Source organism: Tabrizicola sp. (assembly GCF_034366665.1).
GTDB lineage: Bacteria > Pseudomonadota > Alphaproteobacteria > Rhodobacterales > Rhodobacteraceae > Tabrizicola.
In genome coordinates, this window is the sequence record NZ_JAXMMF010000014.1 from 1 (window position 1) to 20,259 (window position 20,259).

Here is a 20,259-nt window from a genome sequence, read left to right on the forward strand (position 1 = left end):
AAGTTCGGCCAGGATCTGACGGTCGATAGGATCAAGCTTGTGCGCGGCCATGGTGCCTCCGTTCTGCGGCCTTACTTAAGCATGGGGCCGCCCTTGCGCAATAATATTTCAACCGAACGCAAGAAAACGATGCCAATCGCATCGTGCATGCCCGCCATGCAGGGGCTTTCCTGCCCGCCTGCGCATGGATATATCGAGGGCCGACAGATGGGGGACAGCATGGGCGAGACGCGGCACACACGGGTTCTTATCATCGGCTCTGGTCCGGCGGGCTATACGGCGGCGGTCTATTCGGCGCGGGCGATGCTGAACCCGATCCTGGTGCAGGGCCTGCAGCCCGGCGGGCAGCTGACCATCACGACCGAGGTCGAGAATTGGCCGGGCGACCATACCGTGCAGGGCCCGGACCTGATGGTGCGGATGGAAGAGCACGCCAAAGCGATGGGGGCCGAGGTGATCTCGGACTACATCACCAGCCTGGACCTGTCGCAACGGCCGTTCACGGCGCAGGCGGACAGCGGGACAACCTATACGGCCGACGCGGTGATCCTGGCCACGGGGGCGCAGGCGAAGTGGCTGGGGTTGCCCTCCGAGGAGAAGTTCAAGGGCTTCGGCGTGTCGGCTTGCGCGACCTGCGACGGGTTCTTCTATCGCGGGAACGAGGTCGTGGTGATCGGCGGCGGCAACACCGCTGTCGAAGAGGCGCTGTTCCTGACCAACTTCGCCTCGAAGGTCACGTTGATCCACCGGCGCGACAGTCTGCGGGCCGAAAAGATCATGCAGGACCGGCTGTTCAAGCATCCCAAGATCGCGGTGGTCTGGGACAGCGAAGTGACCGAGATCGTCGGGACCGAGGCCCCTCTGGGGGTGACGGCGGTGAAGACGCGCAATCTGAAGACGGGCGTGGAGGGGCAGATCCCCTGCGACGGGTTCTTCGTGGCGATCGGGCATGCTCCGGCGTCAGAGCTGGTCAAGGACCAGCTGCCGCTGCATTCGGGGGGCTATGTGGTGGTCGAGGCCGGATCGACCCGGACGGCGATCCCGGGGGTCTTCGCGGCGGGGGACCTGACGGACCACATCTACCGGCAGGCCGTGACCAGCGCCGGGATGGGCTGCATGGCGGCCTTGGATGCCGAGAAGTTCCTGGCGGGGCACTGAGAGCTGCCCGCGCGCAACACCGTTTCCGTCCCTTTGGAATCAAGGGTTTGGGTGTAGACGTTCAGGGTTTCCCAACGGGCTTGCTCGTCGTGCGACTTCGTCTTCTCCTCGCGACGAGCAGCGAGGAGTGACGAAGTCATCGACGAGCGGTCCCCCTAGCGCAGCCGCATGCCGTCCTTGTCGAACAGCATCGCATCGCGCGCGTCGAAACTGACCCCCACCTTCGCGCCGGGTTCCAGGCTGACCTGGTCGTGGCGTTCGATGATCAGCTTTTCGCCCGAGGGCGCGGTGAGGTGGACATAGGACACACCGCCCAAAGCCTCGGTCAGTTCGACCCGGTGCGTGTCGCCCGGCCCGATCTTCAGATGCTGAGGGCGCAGGCCCACGGTCACGTCGGCCCCTTTTGCCGGCAGACCGACTGTGGTCGTCACGGGGCCAAGCCCCTTGGCCGCGACAAAACCGGTCTCGGCCACGCCCGCCACGAAGTTCATCGCGGGGCTGCCGATGAAACCCGCCACGAACTTGTTGTCCGGGTTGTTGTAAAGGTCCAGGGGCTTGCCGACCTGTTCGATCCGGCCTGCCCGCAGAACGACGATCTTGTCGGCCAAAGTCATCGCCTCGACCTGGTCGTGGGTGACGTAGATCATCGTCGCCCCGATCTCGCGGTGGAGCCGTGCGATTTCGACGCGCATTTCCACCCGCAACTCGGCATCGAGGTTCGAGAGCGGTTCGTCGAACAGGAACACCTCCGGCCCCCGGACGATGGCGCGGCCGATGGCGACGCGCTGGCGCTGGCCGCCCGACAGGGCCTTGGGCTTGCGGTCCAGAAGCGGTTCCAGCTTCAGGATGCGCGCGGCCTCTGCCACCTTGCGGTCAACTTCGGCCTTCGGATGGCCGGTCATCTTCAACCCGAAGCCCATGTTTTCAGCCACGGTCATGTGCGGGTACAAGGCGTAGGTCTGGAACACCATCGCCACCCCGCGTTCGGAGGGGTCCACATGCGTCACGTCCCGCGCGCCAATGCGGATCGCACCGGAACTGGTCTCCTCCAGCCCCGCGATCATCCGCAGCAGCGTCGACTTCCCGCAGCCCGAGGGTCCGACGAAGACGCAGAACTCTCCGTCCTCCACCGTCAGGTCGACCCCGTGGATCACCTGCACATCGCCAAAGCGCTTGACGACATCCTTCAGCGTAACGCCTGTCATGATGGTCCTCCCCTATACCTGTTCCGGAAAGCGCCAGCTTTCCGCTTCCGCAGCGATCTTTGCCGCGATGTCCTTGATCATCGGAGCCTGTGCCCCGAGTGCCTCCAAAGTCGTCCGCGCCGTGGTCGAAGTGACCGACAGCGCCCCCATCACCCGGCCCCCGCGCGACAGAATCGGGACAGCGCAGCAGATGATTCCCGCCTCGTGCTCTTCGGCGTCCCAGGCGTGGCCGCGTTTCCGAATCGCTTCCAGCTCGGCCAAGAGCGCCTCGCGCGTGGCCAGCGTGTGGGGCGTGTGGCGGTGGAAGGACTGGCGGGCGAGCGCCGCTTCCAGGGCCTCGGGCGGCAGGTAGGCAAGCATCGCCTTGCCCACGCCGGTGCAGTAGGCGGGGCCGACCTTGCCGGCCTGGGCGAACATCTCGACGGGGCGGGCCGCATTGCGCTTGTCGACGTAAAGGACCTGGCCCACGTCCATCTGCGCAAGGTGGATCGTCTCGCCGGTTTCCCGCGCCAATTCATCAAGATAGGGCCGCGCGATCGGCGCAAGTGAGGACTGCGCCCAGGCAGCATGGGCCAGCCGGACAAGACGGACGCCCAGCGCATAGGTGCCGGTGTCGGGGTCCAACGTCAGCATGCCCTGGTGCGTCAGGGTCTGCAAAAGCCGGTACAAGGTGGCCTTGGGATAGTCGGCCTGGGACAGGAGATCCGAAAACCGCACGGGGCGGCCAAAGCGGGCCACCATGTCCAAGACGTCCAGCGCCTTGCCGACGGTTCCGTCTGCGTGTCCCTCGACTCCCACCGGTTCCCTCCCCGAACGTGGTTGTTGACAGGATAGACGATAGCCGACATAGTTTTCAATATTCAAGACTTAGTTTCAAATAGTGAAACCTAACGGGAGGAAACCAAATGGTTCACAAACTGACGGGCGCTCTGACGCTCGGGGCAGCCTTGTTGCTGTCGACTTCGGCCTTCGCGCAGGACAAGCGCGTCGTCACCTGGAACGCGGACTACGACCCGATTCCGCTGGCGGCTGCCGAAGCCCTGATCGCCGACTTCGAGGCTGCGAACCCCGAGATCGACGTCCAGCTGACCAACTTCGACCACGAGGCCTACAAGAACGCGATCCGCAACTTCCTGACTGCGGATGCGCCGGACCTGGCCAACTGGTATGCCGCGAACCGGATGCGTCCGTTCGTGGAAGCGGGCCTTTTCGCCGACATCTCCGACGTCTGGGCGAACAACGGTCTGATGGAATCGCTGGCCTCGTCGGTGCCGTCGTCAACCATCGACGGCAAGCAGTATGCGATCCCCTACACCTACTATCAGTGGGGCATCTATTATAACCGCGACGCCTACGCCGCTGCTGGCGTTGAAGTGCCCGGACCGGAAGGCGTGAACTGGGAAACCTTCCTCGCCAACTGCGAGAAGTTCAAGGCCGCTGGCATCGACTGCGTGACCACCGGCTCGTCGGCGCTGTGGCCGGTCGCGGGGATCTTCGACTACGTGTCGCTTCGCACCAACGGCTACCAGTTCCACAGCGACCTGGCCGCGGGCAAGATCTCGTGGACCTCGCCCGAAGCGCGCGCCGTGTTCGAGAACCTGGGCAAGCTGCAGCCCTATGTCACCGAGAACCATGCCGCCATCGACTGGCAGGATGCGGCGGCGCTGTTCGTGCAGGGCAAGGCTGCCAACTATGTCATGGGCAACTTTGCCGTCGGCGTCTTCAAAGAAGGCGGGATGACCAACGACAACCTGGGCTTCATGGTGTTCCCGGAGATCACCGCGGGTATCGCCCGGGCCGAGGAAGCCCCGACCGACACGATCCACCTGACCTCGGGCGCGAAGAACCCCGAGGACGCCAAGGCGTTCCTGGCCTATATGGCCAGCCCGGAAGCGCAGTCCAAGTGGAACACCGCTGTTGGCCAGCTCCCGACCAACAAGAACGCGACCGTTCCGGCGGAAGACCCGTTCCTGACGGCTGGTTTCCAGGCGCTGTCCACCGCGACGGGCGGCATCGCCCAGTTCTGGGACCGCGACGCGGACGCTGAATATGCCAAGGCCGGCATGGAAGGCTTCCAGCGGTTCCTGGTGCAGCCCGAGGCGCTGGAAGAGATCCTGACCCAGCTGGAAGCGACGCGCACGCGCCTGTTCCCGCAGTGATCCAAGGCTAACGGGCGCTCCCCTTGCGGGGGGCGCCTTTTTCGGTTTCCGGGGGGAGTGACATGGCACAGGCATCGCAGGCGGCGAGACGCTGGAACCAGAGGACCATCGCGCCCTGGCTGTTCCTGGCGCCCGGGCTGTTCATGTTCGGCGTCTATGTGCTGTGGCCGATCGTCCAGAGCGTGACGCTGTCGTTCTATGACTGGAATGGCCTCTACAACCAGGATGGCGAGTTCACCGGGACCTTCGTCGGCACCCGCAACTATGCCGAGCTGATGACCGACCCGGCGTTTGAGACCAGCCTGTGGAACAACCTGAAATGGCTGGTCCTGTACATGCTGGCCCTTCCCATCGGCCTTTTCATCGCGATTTTCCTGAACCAGACCGTCACCGGCATCCGGCTTTACAAGTCGCTCTTTTTCTTCCCCTTCGTGATCAGCCAGGTCGTCGTCGGCCTGATCTTCGCCTGGTTCTACGCCCCGAACTTTGGCCTCTTCTACCTGCTGACGGAATCCCTCACCGGCAAAGGCACCGCGATCCTTGCCGACCCTGATCTTGTCACCTACGGCATCATCGTCGCCGGGCTTTGGCCGCAGATTGCCTATGTGATGATCCTGTACCTGACGGGCCTGAACAACGTCGCCCCCGACCAGATCGAGGCGGCGCGGCTGGATGGGGCCAAGGGCTGGCGGATGCTGTGGTATGTGGTGCTGCCGCAACTGCGGCCCGCCACCTTCATCGCGGTCATCGTTACCGTAATCGGCGCGCTGCGGTCGTTCGACCTGGTGTCGATCATGACGACTGGTGGGCCGTTCGGGTCAAGCCGCGTGCTGTCCTACTACATGTTCGAGATGGCGCTGGGCGAGTTCGGCTTCCGCATGGGCTATGGCGCGGCGATTGCCGTCGTCTTGTTCGCCATCATGATGATCTTCATTTCGGGCTTCATCTGGAAGATGTGGCGCGACGAGAAGGAGCGCTAAGATGTTCCCGCGTCCGATCCAGAAATCCAGCCCCGCCGCCCAGTGGCTTTATGCCGTGGCGCTGCCCATTGCCCTGATCGTCTGGCTGTTCCCGCTTTTGGGCGTCGCCCTGACCTCGCTGCGCCCGGCCTCGGACCTGGCGCAGGGCAATTACTTCGGGATGCCCTCGGGCATAGCTTGGGAGAATTACGTCTACATCTTCACCGAAACGCCCATCGGGCAGTATATGATCAACTCGCTGTGGGTGACGATCCCCACGGTGATCGGCGCGGTCGGGCTGTCGCTGATGACCGGGTTTGCGCTGGCGGTCTACGGGTTTCGGGCGAATATCCTGGTGTTCTTCATGTTCGTGGCGGGCAACTTCGTCCCGTTCCAGATCCTGATGGTCCCGGTCCGCGACATGACGCTGCAACTGGGGATGTACGACACCTGGTATGGCCTCGCGCTGTTCCACATCGCCTTCAACACCGGGTTCTGCACCCTTTTCATGCGGAATTTCATCAAGGCCCTGCCCTTCGAACTGATCGAGGCCGCCCGGGTGGAAGGCGTCAGCGAATGGCGCATCTTCTGGTACATCGTCCTGCCGCTGATGCGGCCGGCCATCGCGGCGCTGAGCGTGCTGGTCTTCACCTTCATCTGGAACGACTTCTTCTGGGCGACCGTGCTGACCCAGGGCGTCGACAGCCAGCCGATCACCGCCGGTCTTTCCAGCCTCAACGGCCAGTGGATCGCCCAGTGGCACCTGGTCAGCGCGGGTTCCATCCTGGCCGCCCTGCCGCCTGTGGTAATGTTCTTCCTGATGCAGAAGCACTTCATCGCGGGGCTGACGCTGGGAGCCGTGAAGTAATGCACTGGCGTATTGATACGCAGGGACAGACCATCGCCCTTGCCTCCGAAGCCGGTATCCCCGAGGTCATCTACTGGGGGCCGCGTCTGCCGGATGCCGAAGACCTTTCGCAGCTTGCGCTGTCCGCCCGGCATGACCTGACCGGGGGGATGCTGGACAAGCTGCCGTCGCTGTCCTTGTCCCCGGAACCGGGCCGCGCCTTCCAGGGCCAGCCGGGGCATATCCTGGCCGAAGCCGACGGCACGCCCCTGCAACCGGCTTTCCACTTCGACCGGGCCGAGGCATCGGCGGGACGTCTGGCGCTGATCTCCACCGCGCCGGGGCTGGTGCTGACCCATGTGCTGCAGGCCCAGCCGACCGGAACGATCACGCTGCAGACCCGGCTGACCTCTGACCACCCGATCCGGGTGCAGTGGCTGGCCGCTCCAGTGTTGCCCGCCCCGCAATCGGGCGAGATGATCGACGTCCACGGCAAGTGGGTGGGCGAGTTCCACCTGATCCGCACCCCCTGGTCCCCTGGCATCCGCGCGCGAGAAGCACGGACGGGGCGGTCGGGGCATGAACATCCGCCCTACCTGATCCTGGCCGGCGAAGGCTGCACCAACACCCGCGGCGAGGCCTTGGCGTTGCATTACGCTTGGTCCGGCGGGCACCGGATGGTGGCCGAAGAGCTGCCGGACGGCCGCCGTCAGGTGCAGTTCGGCCATCCCTTGGGGGCCGAGACGGAACCGGGAACCCGGTTTGAGACCGCCGAGCTGATCGCCTGCGCCTCGACCACGGGGCTGAATGGCATCGCCACGGTGTTCCAAAGCGACCTGCGCGACCGCGTGGTGCAGTGGCCGGACGCAAAGCGGCCCCGCCCGGTGCATTACAACTGCTGGGAAGCGGTCTACTTTGACCACAAGCTGGACGTGCTGGCCGAATTCGCCACCCGCGCGGCAGCCTTGGGGGCCGAGCGGTTCGTGCTGGACGATGGCTGGTTCGGCAAGCGGGACGACGATACGACATCTCTGGGGGACTGGACAATCGACCGGCGCAAGTGGCCCGAAGGGCTGCACCCGCTGATCCGGCATGTTCACAGCCTGGGCATGGCCTTCGGCCTCTGGTTCGAGCCCGAGATGGTGAACCCCGACTCGGACCTCTACCGGGCGCATCCGGACTGGATGCTGGGGCCGGTGGACCAGACCACAGGCCGGGGCCAGATGGTGCTGAACCTTGCCTTGCCAGAGGTTCGTGAAAACCTTTTTCACCAAGTCTCGGCAGTGCTGGCCGAATACCCGATCGACTACATCAAATGGGACCACAATCGCCTTTTGCCGATGGTCGATGCCGCCCAGTCGCGGGGGATATACGCCCTGATCGACCGGCTCCGCGCGGCGCATCCCAAGGTCGAGATCGAAAGCTGCGCGTCGGGCGGGGGCCGGATCGACGCCGGCATCCTCGCGCGGACGCATCGGGTGTGGCTGTCGGACAGCAACGACGCGCTGGAGCGGTTGCGGATGCAGCACGACGCGGCGCTGTTCCTGCCTTCGGCGATCACCGGCAGCCATGTCGGCCCCCGGCACTGCCATACCTCGGGGCGGGTCCTGCCGATGGCCTTCCGTGCCTGGGTCGCCGCCCAGCGCCACATGGGCTTCGAGATGGACCTGCGCGAGTTGACCGAGGACGAGGCGCTGACGCTGGCCCGCGTCACGGCCTGGTACAAGGCGAACCGCACCTGGATGATGGCCGGGACGATCCTGCGGCTGGACAGCGACGATCCGGCGGTAACGGCGGAACTGCAACTGGCCTTGGACGCAGGGCGCTTCGTCGTCTTTGCCGGACAGGCCGACACCAGCCGCCAAAGCCTGCAGCGTCCCTTGCGGTTGACCGGGCTGGAACCCGGCGCGCGGTACTCGGTTTCCCTTCTGAACCCCGAAGACGCGCCGCGCCAGTCGCGGGGGCCGAACGCGTTGAAGTCTGGCCCCTTGACGCTGACGGGCCGGATGCTCATGACCAAGGGCATTCTCTTGCCCGTAGCCTGGCCCGCGACGATGTGGGTTGTCGAAGGACGAAAGCTGTGACCGATCCCGTTTTTCCCGACCTGAAGGGCCGATCCGTCTTTGTCACCGGCGGTGGCTCGGGCATCGGCGCGGCACTGACCGAAGCCTTCCTGCGGCAAGGCGCGAAGGTCGCGTTCTGCCAGCGGTCGGACGGCACGGCCTTCTGCGACGCGATGGAGGCGGCGACCGGGAACCGCCCGCTGTTTCTGCCCTGCGACATCTCGGTGGTCGATCAGCTGCAGCTGACGCTGGCGACAGCCGCCAAGGCGCATGGGCCGATCACGGTGCTGGTGAACAACGCCGCGAACGACCAGCGGCACGAGACGTTGAAGACCGATCAGGCCTTCTGGGACTGGTCAATCAATGTGAACCTTCGTTCGTATTTCTTCGCCTGCCAGGCGGTGCTGCCGGGGATGCAGGCGGCGGGGGGCGGGTCGATCATCAATTTCAGCTCGATCAGCTTCATGATGGCCGACAAGGGCTATGCCGCCTACATCACGGCCAATGCCGGGATCGTCGGCATGACCCGGACTCTGGCGCGGGAATTCGGGCCGGACCGGATCAGGGTGAACGCCGTGGCCCCCGGTTGGGTGCTGACCGACCGGCAGAAAGAGCTGTGGGTGACGCCCGAAGGCCTTGCGGCCTACTTGTCGCGCCAGTGCCTGCCCGACCCGATTGCGCCCGAGGATGTGGCGGGGACGGTGCTGTTCCTGGCCTCGGATGCGGCGAAGATGATGACCTCCCAGACCCTGATCCTGGACGGGGGATATATTTCGTCATGACCGTGGAACCCGCCTGGATTGCCGTGGACTGGGGCACCTCGAACCTGCGCGCCTGGGCGATGGGGGCGGATGGGGCCGTGCTGGCCGAGGCTGCCAGCGACGACGGCATGGGAAAGCTGTCGCGTGACGGGTTCGAACCGGCGCTTTTGCGGCTGATCGGACCGTGGCTGGCGCGGGCTCCGATGGTCGTGGCCTGCGGCATGGTCGGCAGCCGCCAGGGCTGGTGCGAAGCGCCATATCGGACGGTGCCCTGCACGCCCTTGGACCCCGTGGCGCTGGTGATGGCACCGGTGACGGATGCGCGGCTGAAGGTGTCGATTGCTCCGGGTTTGAAGCAGACCAGCCCCGCCGACGTGATGCGCGGCGAGGAAACCCAGATCGCGGGCGCGCTGCGGTTGCTGCCGGGTTATGACGGGGTGCTGTGCCTGCCGGGGACCCATTCGAAATGGGTCCATATCAGCGCGGGCGAGGTGGTCAGCTTCCAGACCTTCATGACCGGAGAGATGTTCGCGCTTATGTCCGAAGCCTCGGTCCTGCGCCACGGTATGCAGGGCGCGGGCTGGGACGACGCGGCCTTTGACGCAGCGGTGTCGGACGCGCTGTCGCGCCCCGAAAAGCTGGGCGCGCGGCTCTTTTCGTTGCGGGCCGAGGGGCTGATCGCGGGCCTTACCCCCCAAGCCGCCCGCGCGCGGTTGTCGGGGTTGCTGATCGGCACCGAACTCGCCGCCGCCAAGCCCTATTGGCTGGGCCAGCGCGTCACCCTGATCGGGGCGGAAAAGCTATCCGCCGCATATGCCCGCGCGCTTGGCCTGCAAGGGGTCGAGCCGCAGCGCCTGAATACGACGGACTGCACACTTGCGGGCCTTGCCTCACTATTCTCCCAGACCGAGGGCGCCAGATGACTCCCAATCCTGAACGGCGCAACCTGATCGCCATCCTGCGCGGGATCACCCCGCCCGAGGCCGCAGCCGCTGCGCTGGCTTTGGTCCAGGCCGGGATCACCCGGATCGAAGTCCCGCTGAACTCGCCAGATGCCTTCGCGTCGATCAGGGCGATGGCGGCGGCCACACCCGATGCCGAGATCGGCGCGGGCACCGTCCTGACGGTCGAGGATGTCGGGCGCGTCAAGGCCGCGGGCGGCAGCCTTGTCGTCTCGCCCAACTGCGACCCCGAGGTCATCATTGCCACCCGGGCGCAGGGCATGGCGTCCTGGCCCGGCGTGATGACGCCCACCGAATGTTTCGCGGCGATCAAGGCCGGGGCGACAGGGCTGAAGCTGTTCCCCGGCAGCCTGATCGGACCCGAGGGGTTGAAGGCGCTCCGCGCCGTGCTGCCCAGGGACCTGCCGGTCTATGCCGTGGGCGGCGCGGGACCGGCGAACTTTGCCGATTGGGTCAAGGCGGGTGCGAACGGTTTCGGCATCGGCACGGCGTTGTACACGCCGGGCCTTGCAACCGACGAAATCGCCTCCAAAGCCGCCGCCATCGTCGCGGCCTATGACGCGGTGTTCGCATGATCTACGATACGCGTGCGTGTGAACTGGGCGAAGGCCCGCTCTGGCATCCACTGCGGGAGGAGCTGTTCTGGTTCGACATCCTGAACCGGACGCTGCATTCCAAGGCGACCTCCTGGCCCTTCGACGTCTATGTCTCGGCCGCCGGATGGATCAGCCGGGACGAACTCATGATCGCCTCGGAAACCGGACTGTTCCGCTTTGACCTGACCACGGCCGCACGGACGCCGGTCGTCGCGGCGGGGACGTCGGTCACCCGGTCGAACGACGGCCGCGCGGACCGGCAGGGCGGGTTCTGGTTCGGCACGATGGGCAAGAAGGCCGAAAAAGGTGCGGGCGCGATCTGGCGCTGGTATCGCGGTGAGGTGCGGCAGCTTTACAAGGATGTCTCGATCCCGAACTCGATCTGCTTTGTCCCCGACGGGACGGCCGCGCATTTCTCGGACACGGCGCAGGGCAAGGTGATGAAAGTCGCGCTGGACAGTGCCGGCTGGCCGAAGGGCGAGCCGGAGGTCTGGCTGGACCTGGCCCGCGCGGGGCTGAACCCCGACGGCGCGGTGATCGACGCCGAAGGCCGGTTCTGGAACGCCCAATGGGGCGCGGGCCGCGTCGCCTGCTACGGGGCCGACGGCAGCTTCCTGCAGGCGGTCGAGACTCCGGGGGCGACGCAATCCTCGTGCCCCGCGTTCGGAGGCCCCGACCTGACCACCCTTTTTGTCACCACCGCTCTTGAACACATGGACGCCGAAGCGCGCGCAAGGCACCCGGCCTCGGGCCAGCTTTTCGCCTTTGCCGACATTGCCAAGGGCCTTCCCGAACCGCAGGTTATCCCATGAAACGTACGCTTGGCGTCTGCTACTACCCCGAACACTGGCCCGAGGCGCAATGGGCCGAAGACGCCGCCCGTATGGCGCGGCTGGGACTGACCTGGGTCCGCATCGGCGAATTCGCCTGGAGCCGGATGGAACCCGAGCCGGGCCGCCATGACTGGGACTGGCTGGACCGGGCGATTGCGACGCTGGGCGCGCGGGGGCTGAAGGTGGTGTTAGGTACCCCCACCGCGACGCCGCCGCGCTGGATGGTGGATCGGCACCCGGACATGTTTGCCGTCGATGCCGAGGGGCGGGTGCGCGGGTTCGGGTCGCGGCGGCACTATGATTTCTCGCACCGGGGCTATCGGGGCGAATGTGCGAAGATCGTCGGGTTGATGGCAGAGCGGTATGGGAAGAACCCTCATGTCGCGGCCTGGCAGACCGATAACGAATATGCCTGCAACGAGACGACCTTGAGCTATTCCGAGGCGGCGAAAGCGGCGTTCCAGGATTGGCTTGCGCAGAAGTACCAGTCTCCGGATGCGCTGAATCGGGCCTGGGGCAACGTGTTCTGGTCGATGGAATACAGTGATTTCAAGGACATCCGCCTGCCGAACCTGACGGTCTGTGAGCCGAATCCGTCTCATGTGATGGACTTCCGGAGGTTCGCCTCCGAGGAGGTGCGGAGTTTCAACAAGCTGCAGGTGGACATCATCCGCAAGCATTCGGTCGCACCCGTGGCGCACAACTTCATGGGCGCGATCACCGAGTTCGACCATTGGGATGTGGGCGCGGACCTGGATATCGCGTCCTGGGACAGCTACCCCTTGGGGTTCCTGTCCGACCGGATTCCGGCGGACGCGGAACACAAGCGGCGCTTCGTGCGGCAGGGCGATCCGGATTTCCAGGCGTTCCACCATGACCTTTACCGCGCTGTCGGACGGGGCCGCTGGTGGATCATGGAGCAGCAGCCCGGCCCGGTGAACTGGGCGCCTTACAACCCCGATCCGCTGCCCGGCATGGCGCGGCTTTGGGCCTGGGAAGCCTTCGCGCATGGGGCCGAGGCGGTCTGCTATTTCCGCTGGCGGCAGGCCCCCTTCGCGCAGGAACAGATGCACGCAGGGCTTCTGCGCCCCGACAGCGCCCCGGCTCAGGCCTTTGGCGAGGCCGAACAGGTGGCGCAAGAGCTGGCCGCGATGCCGGCCGAGGCCGGGACCGGGGCCGCGCAGGTGGCGCTGGTCTTCGACTATGCCTCGGACTGGGCCTGGGATATCCAGCCGCAGGGGCGAAGCTTCCAGTATTTCTGGCTGGTGTTCCATCTGTACCGCGGCCTGCGGCGGCTGGGGCTGAACGTCGACATCGTCCGGCCCGACGTGGCGGACCTGTCGGCCTACAAGCTGGTGCTCGCGCCCGGGGTCTTCACCCTGTCCGACCCGCTGAAAGCCGCGCTGAAGTCGTTCGACGGGACGGCAATTCTGGGGCCACGGACCAACTCCAAGTCGCCCGATTTCTCGATCCCCGTCCCGCTGCCGCCCGCCCTGCCGGGGCTGAACGCCGTGGTGGCCCGGGTGGAAAGCCTGCCGCCCGACGTGCCGGTGCCACTGGCGCAGGGCGGCGCACTGGTGAACTGGCGCGAGAAGCTGGAGGGCACCGCGCAGGTCGTCGAGGTGGCCGAGGATGGCTGGCCGGCCGTGGTCTGCGCAGACAAGCTGCACTACCTGGCCGGTTGGCCCGATGACCAGGCGCTTGCCCGCATCCTGCAGCGCGCCTGTGCGGCCGAGGGGATCGAGACTGACCCCCTGCCCGAAGGTCTGCGGCGGCGCGATACGGCGACGCACCGGTTCCTCTTCAACTACAACCCGGTTCCGGCCGAATGGGGCGGGGTCTCGATCCCTCCGGCGGGCGTGCACTGGACGGCGCTGTAAGGGCGCAGGCGTAGGGTGGGCAATCTGCCCACCCTCCTTTCGTCAGGCCTGCACCGCGACTGCCCCTGTCACCGGCAGAAAGGCCGCCGCATTCGGACCCAGCGTCAGCCGGTCGCCCTGCAGTCCCGCATGGATCGACGGCCCGGTCGGGGCCTCCACCCCGGCCACGGTGACCGACAGGGCCACCGGCGACAGGTTGAAGAGGCACAGAAGCGCCCCCTCCCCTTCGCCCCGGACAAAGCCCAGCACCGGCTCGGGCAGGTCCAGGAAGCGAGACTTTCCCGCCCGCAGCGCAGCCGAGCCTTTGCGGAACGCCAGTACCTGACGGTAATGCTCCAGCACCGACCCCTGCGCGCCCTTCTGACCCTCGACATGCCGCGCGGCCTGCTCGGGTTTGACCGACAGCCAGGGCTTCACCGGCGAGAAACCTGCGTGGGGCGAGGCGTCCCAGACCATCGGGGTCCGCGTGTTGTCGCGGCCGATGGGCTCGGGCCAGAAGTTGATGCCCTGCGGGTCGGTCAGCTCTTCGAAGTCCAAGGGCGTGTCGGTCTGGCCCAGCTCTTCGCCCTGCCAAAGGCAGACCGAACCCTCGAAGGCCAGCAGGAGCGAGCCCGCCTGCTTGGCCACGTCGTCCACCGTGTCACCGTGCCTGGTCCAGCGCGAGGCATGGCGGACGACATCGTGGTTGGAAAAGGCCCACATCGGCCAGCCGTCGGGCGCGCCCTTGAAGAAGCCCTCGACCTTCTGGCGGAAGAAGCCGGCCTCGAATTCATAGCCCATCAGCTCGAACGAATAGCACTGATGCAGACGCCCCGGCGCGGTGTATTCGCCCATCATCCGGATCGCGTGATGCGCCTCGCCCATCTCGCCCACCGAAGCCGCGCCGAATTCGTCCAGGAGGACCCGGATACGCTCCATCCAGGCCAGGTTCTCGGGCTGGTTCTTCGAGAAGATGTGGTACTGCATCCCGTAGGGGTTGCCCTCGGGCTCCTTCTTCACGCGGTAGTCGGCCGGATCGTCGCGGAAGAGGGGGTCATGGAAGAAGTAGTTCACCGTGTCGAACCGGAAGCCGTCGACCCCCCGCTCCAGCCAGAAGCGCATCGCCTCCAGCGCCCAGTCCTGGACGGCGGGGTTGTGGTAGTTCAGGTCGGGTTGCGAGGTCAGGAAGTTGTGCAGGTAATACTGCTTGCGCCGCGCATCCCATTGCCAGGCAGGGCCGCCGAAGACCGACAGCCAGTTGCAGGGCGGCATCCCGTCGTGTTTCGGATCGGCCCAGACATACCAGTCGGATTTCGGGTTCATCCGGTCGCGGCGGCTTTCCGCGAAGAACGGGTGCTGGTCCGAAGTGTGGCTCAGGACCTGGTCGATGATGACCTTCAGTCCAAGCTCATGCGCCCGCGCGATCATCGTGTCGAAATCGGCCAAAGTGCCGAAGACCGGGTCCACATCGCAATAGTCGCTGACGTCGTAGCCCATGTCCTTCATCGGGCTGCGGAAGAACGGCGAGAGCCAGACCGCATCCACCCCCAGATCGGCCAGATGATCCAGCCTGCGGGTGATCCCCGGCAGGTCGCCCACCCCGTCGCCGTTGGAGTCCTGAAACGACCGCGGATAGACCTGATAGGTCACGGCGCCACGCCACCAGTCGGACATTCCCCACTCCCCCCAGGTTCGGATTCCAGCGGGCCATAGCGGCGGGCGGGTCGCCGCAAAAGTCCAAAGCGTTTGCGGCCCTTCGGATGCCTGCAGAATCCAGCGCTTTGCGGCACAACGGCAACGGCCTGCGTGGCAAAGAGGCAGGGTCTGTCTGTAACGGTGACAATATCGCGGTTGACCGTCCCGGGCGGCACGCGCAGTTTGCCACCCTGACCTGGAGCGCCGCGCATGACCAAAGCCCCCCTGATCACCCCCGTCCTGATCGCGGGCTGCGTGATCCTGATGATCTCGTTCGCGATCCGGGCCAGCTTTGGCGTCTTCCAGATCCCGGTGGCGGAAGAGTTCGGCTGGATGCGCGCCGACTTTTCGCTGGCCATCGCGATCCAGAACCTGGCCTGGGGCATCGGCCAGCCAATCTTCGGCGCCTTGGCCGAGCGGTTCGGCGACCGCAAGGCGATCATCGCGGGCGCGCTCCTCTATGCGGCGGGGCTGGTCCTGTCCTCCTTCGCGGTGACGCCGGGTGAGCATCAGCTCTTGGCGATCCTGGTCGGCTTCGGCATCGCCGGGACCGGGTTCGGCGTGATCCTGGCCATCGTCGGACGCGCCGCGTCGCCCGAGAACCGCTCGATGGCGCTTGGCATCGCCACGGCGGCGGGGTCCGCCGGTCAGGTCTTCGGCGCGCCCACCGCCGAGGTCCTGCTGCAAAGCTATTCCTGGCAGACCGTCTTCCTGATCTTCGCCGTCGTCATCCTGGCGACGCTGGCCGCCCTTCCCTTCCTGCGCAGCCCGCAGATGGCCAGCAAACAAGAGCTGGAGGAAAGCCTGGGCACCGTCCTGGTCCGCGCCTTCAAGGACCCGTCCTATACACTGATCTTCCTGGGCTTCTTCTCCTGCGGCTACCAGCTTGCCTTCATCACCGCGCATTTCCCGGCCTTCGTGACCGAACTTTGCTCGCCCATCGACGCCGGCGGGATGCTGGCCGGGATCGGGATCACCACGACCTCGGCGCTGGGGGCCGTGTCCATCGCGGTGATCGGGCTTTTCAACATCGTCGGCACCCTGACGGCGGGGTATCTGGGCAAACGCTATACCAAGAAGTACCTCCTGTTCTGGATCTACGTCGGCCGCACCATCGCGGCGGCGACCTTCATCCTGTTGCCGATCACTCCGGTCTCGGTGCTGATCTTCTCGGCGGTGATGGGGGCCTTGTGGCTGGCGACGGTGCCGCTGACCAGCGGGCTTGTCGCGCATATCTACGGCATCCGCTACATGGGCACCCTCTATGGCGTGGTGTTCCTGAGCCACCAGATCGGCGGGTTCCTGGGCGTCTGGCTGGGCGGGCGGATGTATGATCTGAACGGCGACTACACCCTGGTCTGGTGGATCGGCGTCGGCGTCGGGGCGTTCAGCGCCCTCGTCCACCTGCCGATCCGCGAGCGCCAGATGGTCGCACAAGCCGCATAATCCAAATTCGGGAAGTCCTTCGTGAAAGTCGGTATCGCCGCCCTTGTCCTGGCCTATGTGCTAAGCCAGTTCTATCGCGCCTTCCTCGCCGTGATGAGCCCCGTTCTGACCGCGGACCTGGGCGTCACGGCGGCCGAGCTGGCCTCGGCCTCGGGGTGGTGGTTCCTGGCCTTTGCCGCGATGCAGATCCCCATCGGGGCCTGGCTGGACAAGGTCGGACCCCGGCTGACGACGGGCGTCCTGCTGGCGCTTGGGGCTGCGGGGGCGGTGGTGTTCAGCCAGGCCACGGGGGCCTTGCAGATCAAGCTGGCGATGGCGCTGATCGGGATCGGCTGCGCGCCGGTGCTGATGGCCGGCTATTTCATCTTCGCCCGCAGTTATTCCCCGGCTGTCTTCGGCACGCTCGCCGCGCTGATGTTGGGGGTGGGCACCTTGGGCAACGTCGCCTCGTCCCTGCCGCTGTCCTGGGCCGTCACAGCCTTTGGCTGGCGCGAGACGGTGCTGGGCATCGCCGCGATCACCGGGGCGGTGGCACTGGCGATCCTGATCCTGGTCCGCGACCCCGAAAAGCTGGAGGGCGCGCGGGGCGGGTCGCTGCTGGAACTGCTGAAAATGCCGGTCCTTTGGCCGATCCTGATCATGATGATGGTCTGCTATGCCCCCATCGCCGGGCTGCGGGGCCTATGGATCGGGCCGTATTTCGCCGACGTTCACGGCGCGGACCAGCTGGGGATCGGCGAGATCAGCCTCTGGATGGGGCTGGCGATGGTGGCGGGCAATTTCGCCTATGGGCCGCTGGACCGCTGGCTGGGGCGGCGCAAACTGGTGGTGATCGTCGGGAACGCGGTGACGCTGGCCTGCCTTTTCGGTCTGTGGTGGTTCGCGGCGGCCCCGCCTGCGGTGGCGACGGCGCTGCTGATCGCGGCCGGGTTCTTCGGCGCAAGCTTCCCCATCGTCCTCGCGCATGGCCGGTCCTTTGTCCCGCCGCACCTGACCGGCCGGGGCGTCACGCTTCTGAACCTCTTCGGGATCGCGCCCATCGGCATCGCGCAGATCGTCACGGGCCGCATCCACGCGGCGACCGCGACAACGCCCCCAGCTGCGCCCTATGAGGCGGTGTTCCTGTTCTTTGCCGTGGCCACGGCCATCGGCCTGGCCGTCTATCTTCTGTCGCAGGACCGGCCACACTGATCGCGCTCCCGTCGAATCCGCTTCCCCCCGCGCGGACCATGCGATAACAGCCGCCCGTCCCACCTTTGGGACGATAAAAGGAGAACCCCGATGGGCTACAAGGTCGTCGTCGCGGGTGCCACGGGCAACGTGGGCCGCGAAATGCTGAACATCCTCGCCGAGCGCGAGTTCCCCGTGGACGAGATCGTCGCGCTGGCGTCGCGCAAATCCTTGGGCACTGAAGTCAGCTTTGGCGACAAGACCTTGAAAACCAAGGACCTGGACACCTTCGACTTCACCGGCTGGGACATTGCCCTGTTCGCCGTGGGGTCGGACGCGACCAAGATCTATGCGCCCCGCGCCGCTGCGGCGGGCTGCGTGGTCATCGACAACTCCAGCCTTTACCGTTACGACCCAGACGTGCCGCTGATCGTGCCAGAGGTGAACGCCGAGGCGATCCACGGCTATGCCAAGAAGAACATCATCGCGAACCCCAACTGTTCCACGGCGCAGATGGTGGTGGCGCTGAAGCCGCTGCATGATCGCGCCCGCATCAAGCGCGTGGTCGTCGCGACCTACCAGTCCGTCTCAGGCGCCGGGAAAGAGGGGATGGACGAGCTCTGGAACCAGACCAAGTCGATCTACAACCCGGTCGACGACGTTCCGGCCAAGAAGTTCCAGAAGCAGATCGCCTTCAACGTGATCCCGCAGATCGACGTCTTTCTCGATTCCGGCGAGACCAAGGAAGAATGGAAGATGGTGGCCGAGACGAAGAAGATCCTCGACCCCAAGATCAAGGTCACCGCGACCTGTGTGCGGGTGCCGGTCTTCGTCGGCCACTCTGAAGCGATCAACATCGAGTTCGAGGATTTCCTGGACTGGCAGGAAGCCCAGGACATCCTGCGCGAGGCTCCGGGGATCATGCTGATCGACAAGCGCGAACCCGGTGGCTACATCACTCCCATCGAATGTGTGGGCGAATATGCGACCTATGTCAGCCGGGTCCGCCAGGATTCGACCATCGACAACGGCCTGTCGCTGTGGTGCGTGTCCGACAACCTGCGCAAGGGTGCGGCGCTGAACGCGGTGCAGATCGCCGAGCTTCTGGGGTCGAAGGTCCTGAAGAAAGGCTAAGGGTTTTTTAACCCTGACATGGAAGGGTCTTGGCTTATGGCCGAGACCCTTTTTCATTGCGACGATCTGCTGTGGCGGCGGTTCGAACAGCTGTGCCGCGACCGGGACGAGACGCCCGGTGCCGTGCTGCGCGATCTTGTGCGGCTTGAAGTGAAGCGCACCGAAAGCCGCAAAGCGAGGAGTGACGAAGTCATCGACGAGCGGCTCCTCGTTCGACTTCGTCTCCTCGTCGCAGAGGCTCTGGCCGGGTCCGAGAGCTGGGGACAGCTGCATCGGGCTTTGGGCGAGCGCGGGTTGAAATTTGTCCCCTCCGGCGGCGGGCTTCTCCTTGTCGATGCCAGCACCGGCGAACCCTTCGCCAAATCCAGCCAGGTCGGTCCCGCCTACCTCGACCTCGTCCGACGTTTCGGCGCAGGCTTTCCCGGCCACCCCCGGCCGGGTCTTGCCATCCAGGCCCTCGCCCGTCCCTGACCCCTTGCACCTGACCGCCGCCCGGGCTTTCCTGTCCCACTGACCAGGAGACCCAGCAATGACCCCGATGCTTTCCCTGAACGACGGCCGCCAGATCCCGCAGCTTGGCTTCGGCCTCTGGCAGGTCCCTGCCGACAGCACGGCCGAAACCACGGCCTCGGCCCTGCAGATGGGTTACCGGCTGGTCGATGGGGCCGCGATCTATGGCAACGAGGCCGGACAGGGCGACGGCATCCGCCGGTCCGGCCTGCCCCGCGACCAGGTCTTTGTCACCACCAAGGTCTGGAACAGCGAGCAGGGGTTCGACACCGCGATCCGCGCGGCGGAGGCCAGCCTGAAGCGGCTTGGCCTCGACCATGTCGACCTCCTCCTCATCCACTGGCCTTGCCCGGCCAAGGACCTTTACCTTGACACCTGGCGCGCGCTCATCCGACTGCGCGACGAGGGAAAAACACGTTCCATCGGCGTGTCCAACTTCCAGGAGCCGCATCTGCAGCGGATCATCGGCGAAACGGGCGTCACCCCTGCCGTCAACCAGGTCGAGATCAACCCGCGCCTCCAGCAGCCTGGCCTCCGCGCCTTCCACGACAAGCACGGGATCGTCACGCAAAGCTGGACACCATTGGGTCAGGGCCGCAGCTTCGACGCCGCGCCCGTGCAGGCCGCCGCCCACCGCGCCGGCAAATCCCCGGCGCAGGTCATCCTGCGCTGGCACATCCAGATTGGCGCTTCGGTCATTCCCCGCTCCACCCGCGCGGCGGGACTGGCCGAGAACCTGGCGCTGTTCGACTTCAGCCTGACCGATGCCGAAATGGCCGCCATCGCCACTTTGGACGAAGGCGCGCGGTGCGGCCCCGATCCCGCACGGTTCAACATGGGGTGACGCGCGCCGGGGCGGAATCCTTGGGACGGGATTCCCGGCCTTGCCGCGCCCATGACCA

General features: G+C 65.9%; 18 protein-coding genes. 15 read left to right on the forward strand and 3 right to left on the reverse strand.

The window, feature by feature from the left end:
• The first annotated feature begins 219 nt into the window (after nt 1–219).
• Complete coding sequence (trxB, locus tag U1E69_RS01505; RefSeq protein WP_322242318.1) at nt 220–1,158, forward strand: thioredoxin-disulfide reductase; 939 nt, start codon at nt 220–222, stop codon at nt 1,156–1,158.
• 155 nt (nt 1,159–1,313) lie between these two features.
• On the opposite strand, the gene U1E69_RS01510 is transcribed toward trxB, so the two are convergent.
• Nucleotides 1,314–2,363 carry a sn-glycerol-3-phosphate ABC transporter ATP-binding protein UgpC gene (locus U1E69_RS01510; protein WP_322242278.1) on the reverse strand — a complete coding sequence of 350 codons (1,050 nt, stop codon included), beginning with the start codon at nt 2,361–2,363 and terminating at the stop codon, nt 1,314–1,316.
• A gap of 12 nt (nt 2,364–2,375) precedes the next feature.
• The gene (locus U1E69_RS01515; protein ID WP_322242279.1) at nt 2,376–3,161 is read right to left on the reverse strand and encodes an IclR family transcriptional regulator; all 786 of its coding nucleotides are present in this window, start codon (nt 3,159–3,161) and stop codon (nt 2,376–2,378) included.
• A 107-nt stretch (nt 3,162–3,268) separates the two neighbouring features.
• Here U1E69_RS01515 and U1E69_RS01520 point away from each other — a divergent pair, with 107 nt between their 5' ends.
• From U1E69_RS01520 to U1E69_RS01560, 9 genes are all read left to right on the forward strand, one after another.
• Nucleotides 3,269–4,522 (forward strand): ABC transporter substrate-binding protein, encoded by a 1,254-nt coding sequence (locus U1E69_RS01520; RefSeq protein WP_322242281.1) that lies wholly within the window; start codon nt 3,269–3,271, stop codon nt 4,520–4,522.
• Between the two features lie 62 nt (nt 4,523–4,584).
• Nucleotides 4,585–5,502, forward strand: a complete 918-nt coding sequence (locus U1E69_RS01525; RefSeq protein WP_322242283.1) for a sugar ABC transporter permease — start codon at nt 4,585–4,587, stop codon at nt 5,500–5,502.
• Nucleotide 5,503: 1 nt separating this feature from the next.
• Nucleotides 5,504–6,349: a carbohydrate ABC transporter permease gene (locus tag U1E69_RS01530; RefSeq protein WP_322242284.1), complete on the forward strand. Its 846-nt coding sequence runs from the start codon at nt 5,504–5,506 to the stop codon at nt 6,347–6,349.
• Nucleotides 6,349–8,412 (forward strand): alpha-galactosidase, encoded by a 2,064-nt coding sequence (locus tag U1E69_RS01535; RefSeq protein ID WP_322242285.1) that lies wholly within the window; start codon nt 6,349–6,351, stop codon nt 8,410–8,412. The genes U1E69_RS01530 and U1E69_RS01535 overlap by 1 nt, the downstream gene beginning before the upstream one ends.
• Nucleotides 8,409–9,173 carry an SDR family oxidoreductase gene (locus U1E69_RS01540; protein WP_322242286.1) on the forward strand — a complete coding sequence of 255 codons (765 nt, stop codon included), beginning with the start codon at nt 8,409–8,411 and terminating at the stop codon, nt 9,171–9,173. Before U1E69_RS01535 ends, U1E69_RS01540 begins: the two co-directional genes overlap by 4 nt.
• A 2-nt stretch (nt 9,174–9,175) precedes the next feature.
• Nucleotides 9,176–10,075, forward strand: a complete 900-nt coding sequence (locus U1E69_RS01545) for a 2-dehydro-3-deoxygalactonokinase (RefSeq protein ID WP_322242319.1) — start codon at nt 9,176–9,178, stop codon at nt 10,073–10,075.
• Complete coding sequence (locus U1E69_RS01550; RefSeq protein WP_322242287.1) at nt 10,072–10,689, forward strand: 2-dehydro-3-deoxy-6-phosphogalactonate aldolase; 618 nt, start codon at nt 10,072–10,074, stop codon at nt 10,687–10,689. Before U1E69_RS01545 ends, U1E69_RS01550 begins: the two co-directional genes overlap by 4 nt.
• Nucleotides 10,686–11,522, forward strand: a complete 837-nt coding sequence (locus tag U1E69_RS01555; protein ID WP_322242288.1) for an SMP-30/gluconolactonase/LRE family protein — start codon at nt 10,686–10,688, stop codon at nt 11,520–11,522. The genes U1E69_RS01550 and U1E69_RS01555 overlap by 4 nt, the downstream gene beginning before the upstream one ends.
• Complete coding sequence (locus U1E69_RS01560) at nt 11,519–13,423, forward strand: beta-galactosidase (protein WP_322242289.1); 1,905 nt, start codon at nt 11,519–11,521, stop codon at nt 13,421–13,423. The genes U1E69_RS01555 and U1E69_RS01560 overlap by 4 nt, the downstream gene beginning before the upstream one ends.
• A gap of 42 nt (nt 13,424–13,465) precedes the next feature.
• On the opposite strand, the gene U1E69_RS01565 is transcribed toward U1E69_RS01560, so the two are convergent.
• The gene (locus U1E69_RS01565; RefSeq protein ID WP_322242290.1) at nt 13,466–15,076 is read right to left on the reverse strand and encodes an alpha-amylase family glycosyl hydrolase; all 1,611 of its coding nucleotides are present in this window, start codon (nt 15,074–15,076) and stop codon (nt 13,466–13,468) included.
• A gap of 231 nt (nt 15,077–15,307) precedes the next feature.
• On the opposite strand from U1E69_RS01565, the gene U1E69_RS01570 reads away from it, so the two are divergent.
• The 5 genes from U1E69_RS01570 to U1E69_RS01590 all read left to right on the forward strand — a co-directional run bounded on the left by U1E69_RS01570 (nt 15,308) and on the right by U1E69_RS01590 (nt 20,201).
• Nucleotides 15,308–16,543 carry an MFS transporter gene (locus tag U1E69_RS01570; RefSeq protein ID WP_322242291.1) on the forward strand — a complete coding sequence of 412 codons (1,236 nt, stop codon included), beginning with the start codon at nt 15,308–15,310 and terminating at the stop codon, nt 16,541–16,543.
• 21 nt (nt 16,544–16,564) lie between these two features.
• Entirely contained in the window at nt 16,565–17,734 is a 1,170-nt protein-coding gene (locus U1E69_RS01575) for an MFS transporter (RefSeq protein ID WP_322242293.1), read from the forward strand.
• Nucleotides 17,735–17,824: 90 nt separating this feature from the next.
• On the forward strand, nt 17,825–18,847 hold the full coding sequence (locus U1E69_RS01580) for an aspartate-semialdehyde dehydrogenase (protein ID WP_322242294.1): 1,023 nt from the start codon (nt 17,825–17,827) through the stop codon (nt 18,845–18,847).
• 36 nt (nt 18,848–18,883) lie between these two features.
• Entirely contained in the window at nt 18,884–19,318 is a 435-nt protein-coding gene (locus U1E69_RS01585) for a hypothetical protein (RefSeq protein ID WP_322242295.1), read from the forward strand.
• A 58-nt stretch (nt 19,319–19,376) separates the two neighbouring features.
• The gene (locus U1E69_RS01590; RefSeq protein WP_322242296.1) at nt 19,377–20,201 is read left to right on the forward strand and encodes an aldo/keto reductase; all 825 of its coding nucleotides are present in this window, start codon (nt 19,377–19,379) and stop codon (nt 20,199–20,201) included.
• Nucleotides 20,202–20,259 lie beyond the last annotated feature (58 nt).

Excerpts from the sequence above, each read along its gene's own strand:
- U1E69_RS01555 (WP_322242288.1), top strand. The coding sequence starts at position 10,686 with ATGATCTACGATACGCGTGCGTGTGAACTGGGCGAAGGCCCGCTCTGG.
- U1E69_RS01530 (WP_322242284.1), top strand. The coding sequence starts at position 5,504 with ATGTTCCCGCGTCCGATCCAGAAATCCAGCCCCGCCGCCCAGTGGCTT.
- U1E69_RS01560 (WP_322242289.1), top strand. The coding sequence starts at position 11,519 with ATGAAACGTACGCTTGGCGTCTGCTACTACCCCGAACACTGGCCCGAG.
- U1E69_RS01520 (WP_322242281.1), top strand. The coding sequence starts at position 3,269 with ATGGTTCACAAACTGACGGGCGCTCTGACGCTCGGGGCAGCCTTGTTG.
- trxB (WP_322242318.1), top strand. The coding sequence starts at position 220 with ATGGGCGAGACGCGGCACACACGGGTTCTTATCATCGGCTCTGGTCCG.
- U1E69_RS01525 (WP_322242283.1), top strand. The coding sequence starts at position 4,585 with ATGGCACAGGCATCGCAGGCGGCGAGACGCTGGAACCAGAGGACCATC.
- U1E69_RS01585 (WP_322242295.1), top strand. The coding sequence starts at position 18,884 with ATGGCCGAGACCCTTTTTCATTGCGACGATCTGCTGTGGCGGCGGTTC.
- U1E69_RS01580 (WP_322242294.1), top strand. The coding sequence starts at position 17,825 with ATGGGCTACAAGGTCGTCGTCGCGGGTGCCACGGGCAACGTGGGCCGC.
- U1E69_RS01535 (WP_322242285.1), top strand. The coding sequence starts at position 6,349 with ATGCACTGGCGTATTGATACGCAGGGACAGACCATCGCCCTTGCCTCC.
- U1E69_RS01590 (WP_322242296.1), top strand. The coding sequence starts at position 19,377 with ATGACCCCGATGCTTTCCCTGAACGACGGCCGCCAGATCCCGCAGCTT.
- U1E69_RS01565 (WP_322242290.1), bottom strand. The coding sequence starts at position 15,076 with ATGTCCGACTGGTGGCGTGGCGCCGTGACCTATCAGGTCTATCCGCGG.
- U1E69_RS01570 (WP_322242291.1), top strand. The coding sequence starts at position 15,308 with ATGACCAAAGCCCCCCTGATCACCCCCGTCCTGATCGCGGGCTGCGTG.
- U1E69_RS01510 (WP_322242278.1), bottom strand. The coding sequence starts at position 2,363 with ATGACAGGCGTTACGCTGAAGGATGTCGTCAAGCGCTTTGGCGATGTG.
- U1E69_RS01550 (WP_322242287.1), top strand. The coding sequence starts at position 10,072 with ATGACTCCCAATCCTGAACGGCGCAACCTGATCGCCATCCTGCGCGGG.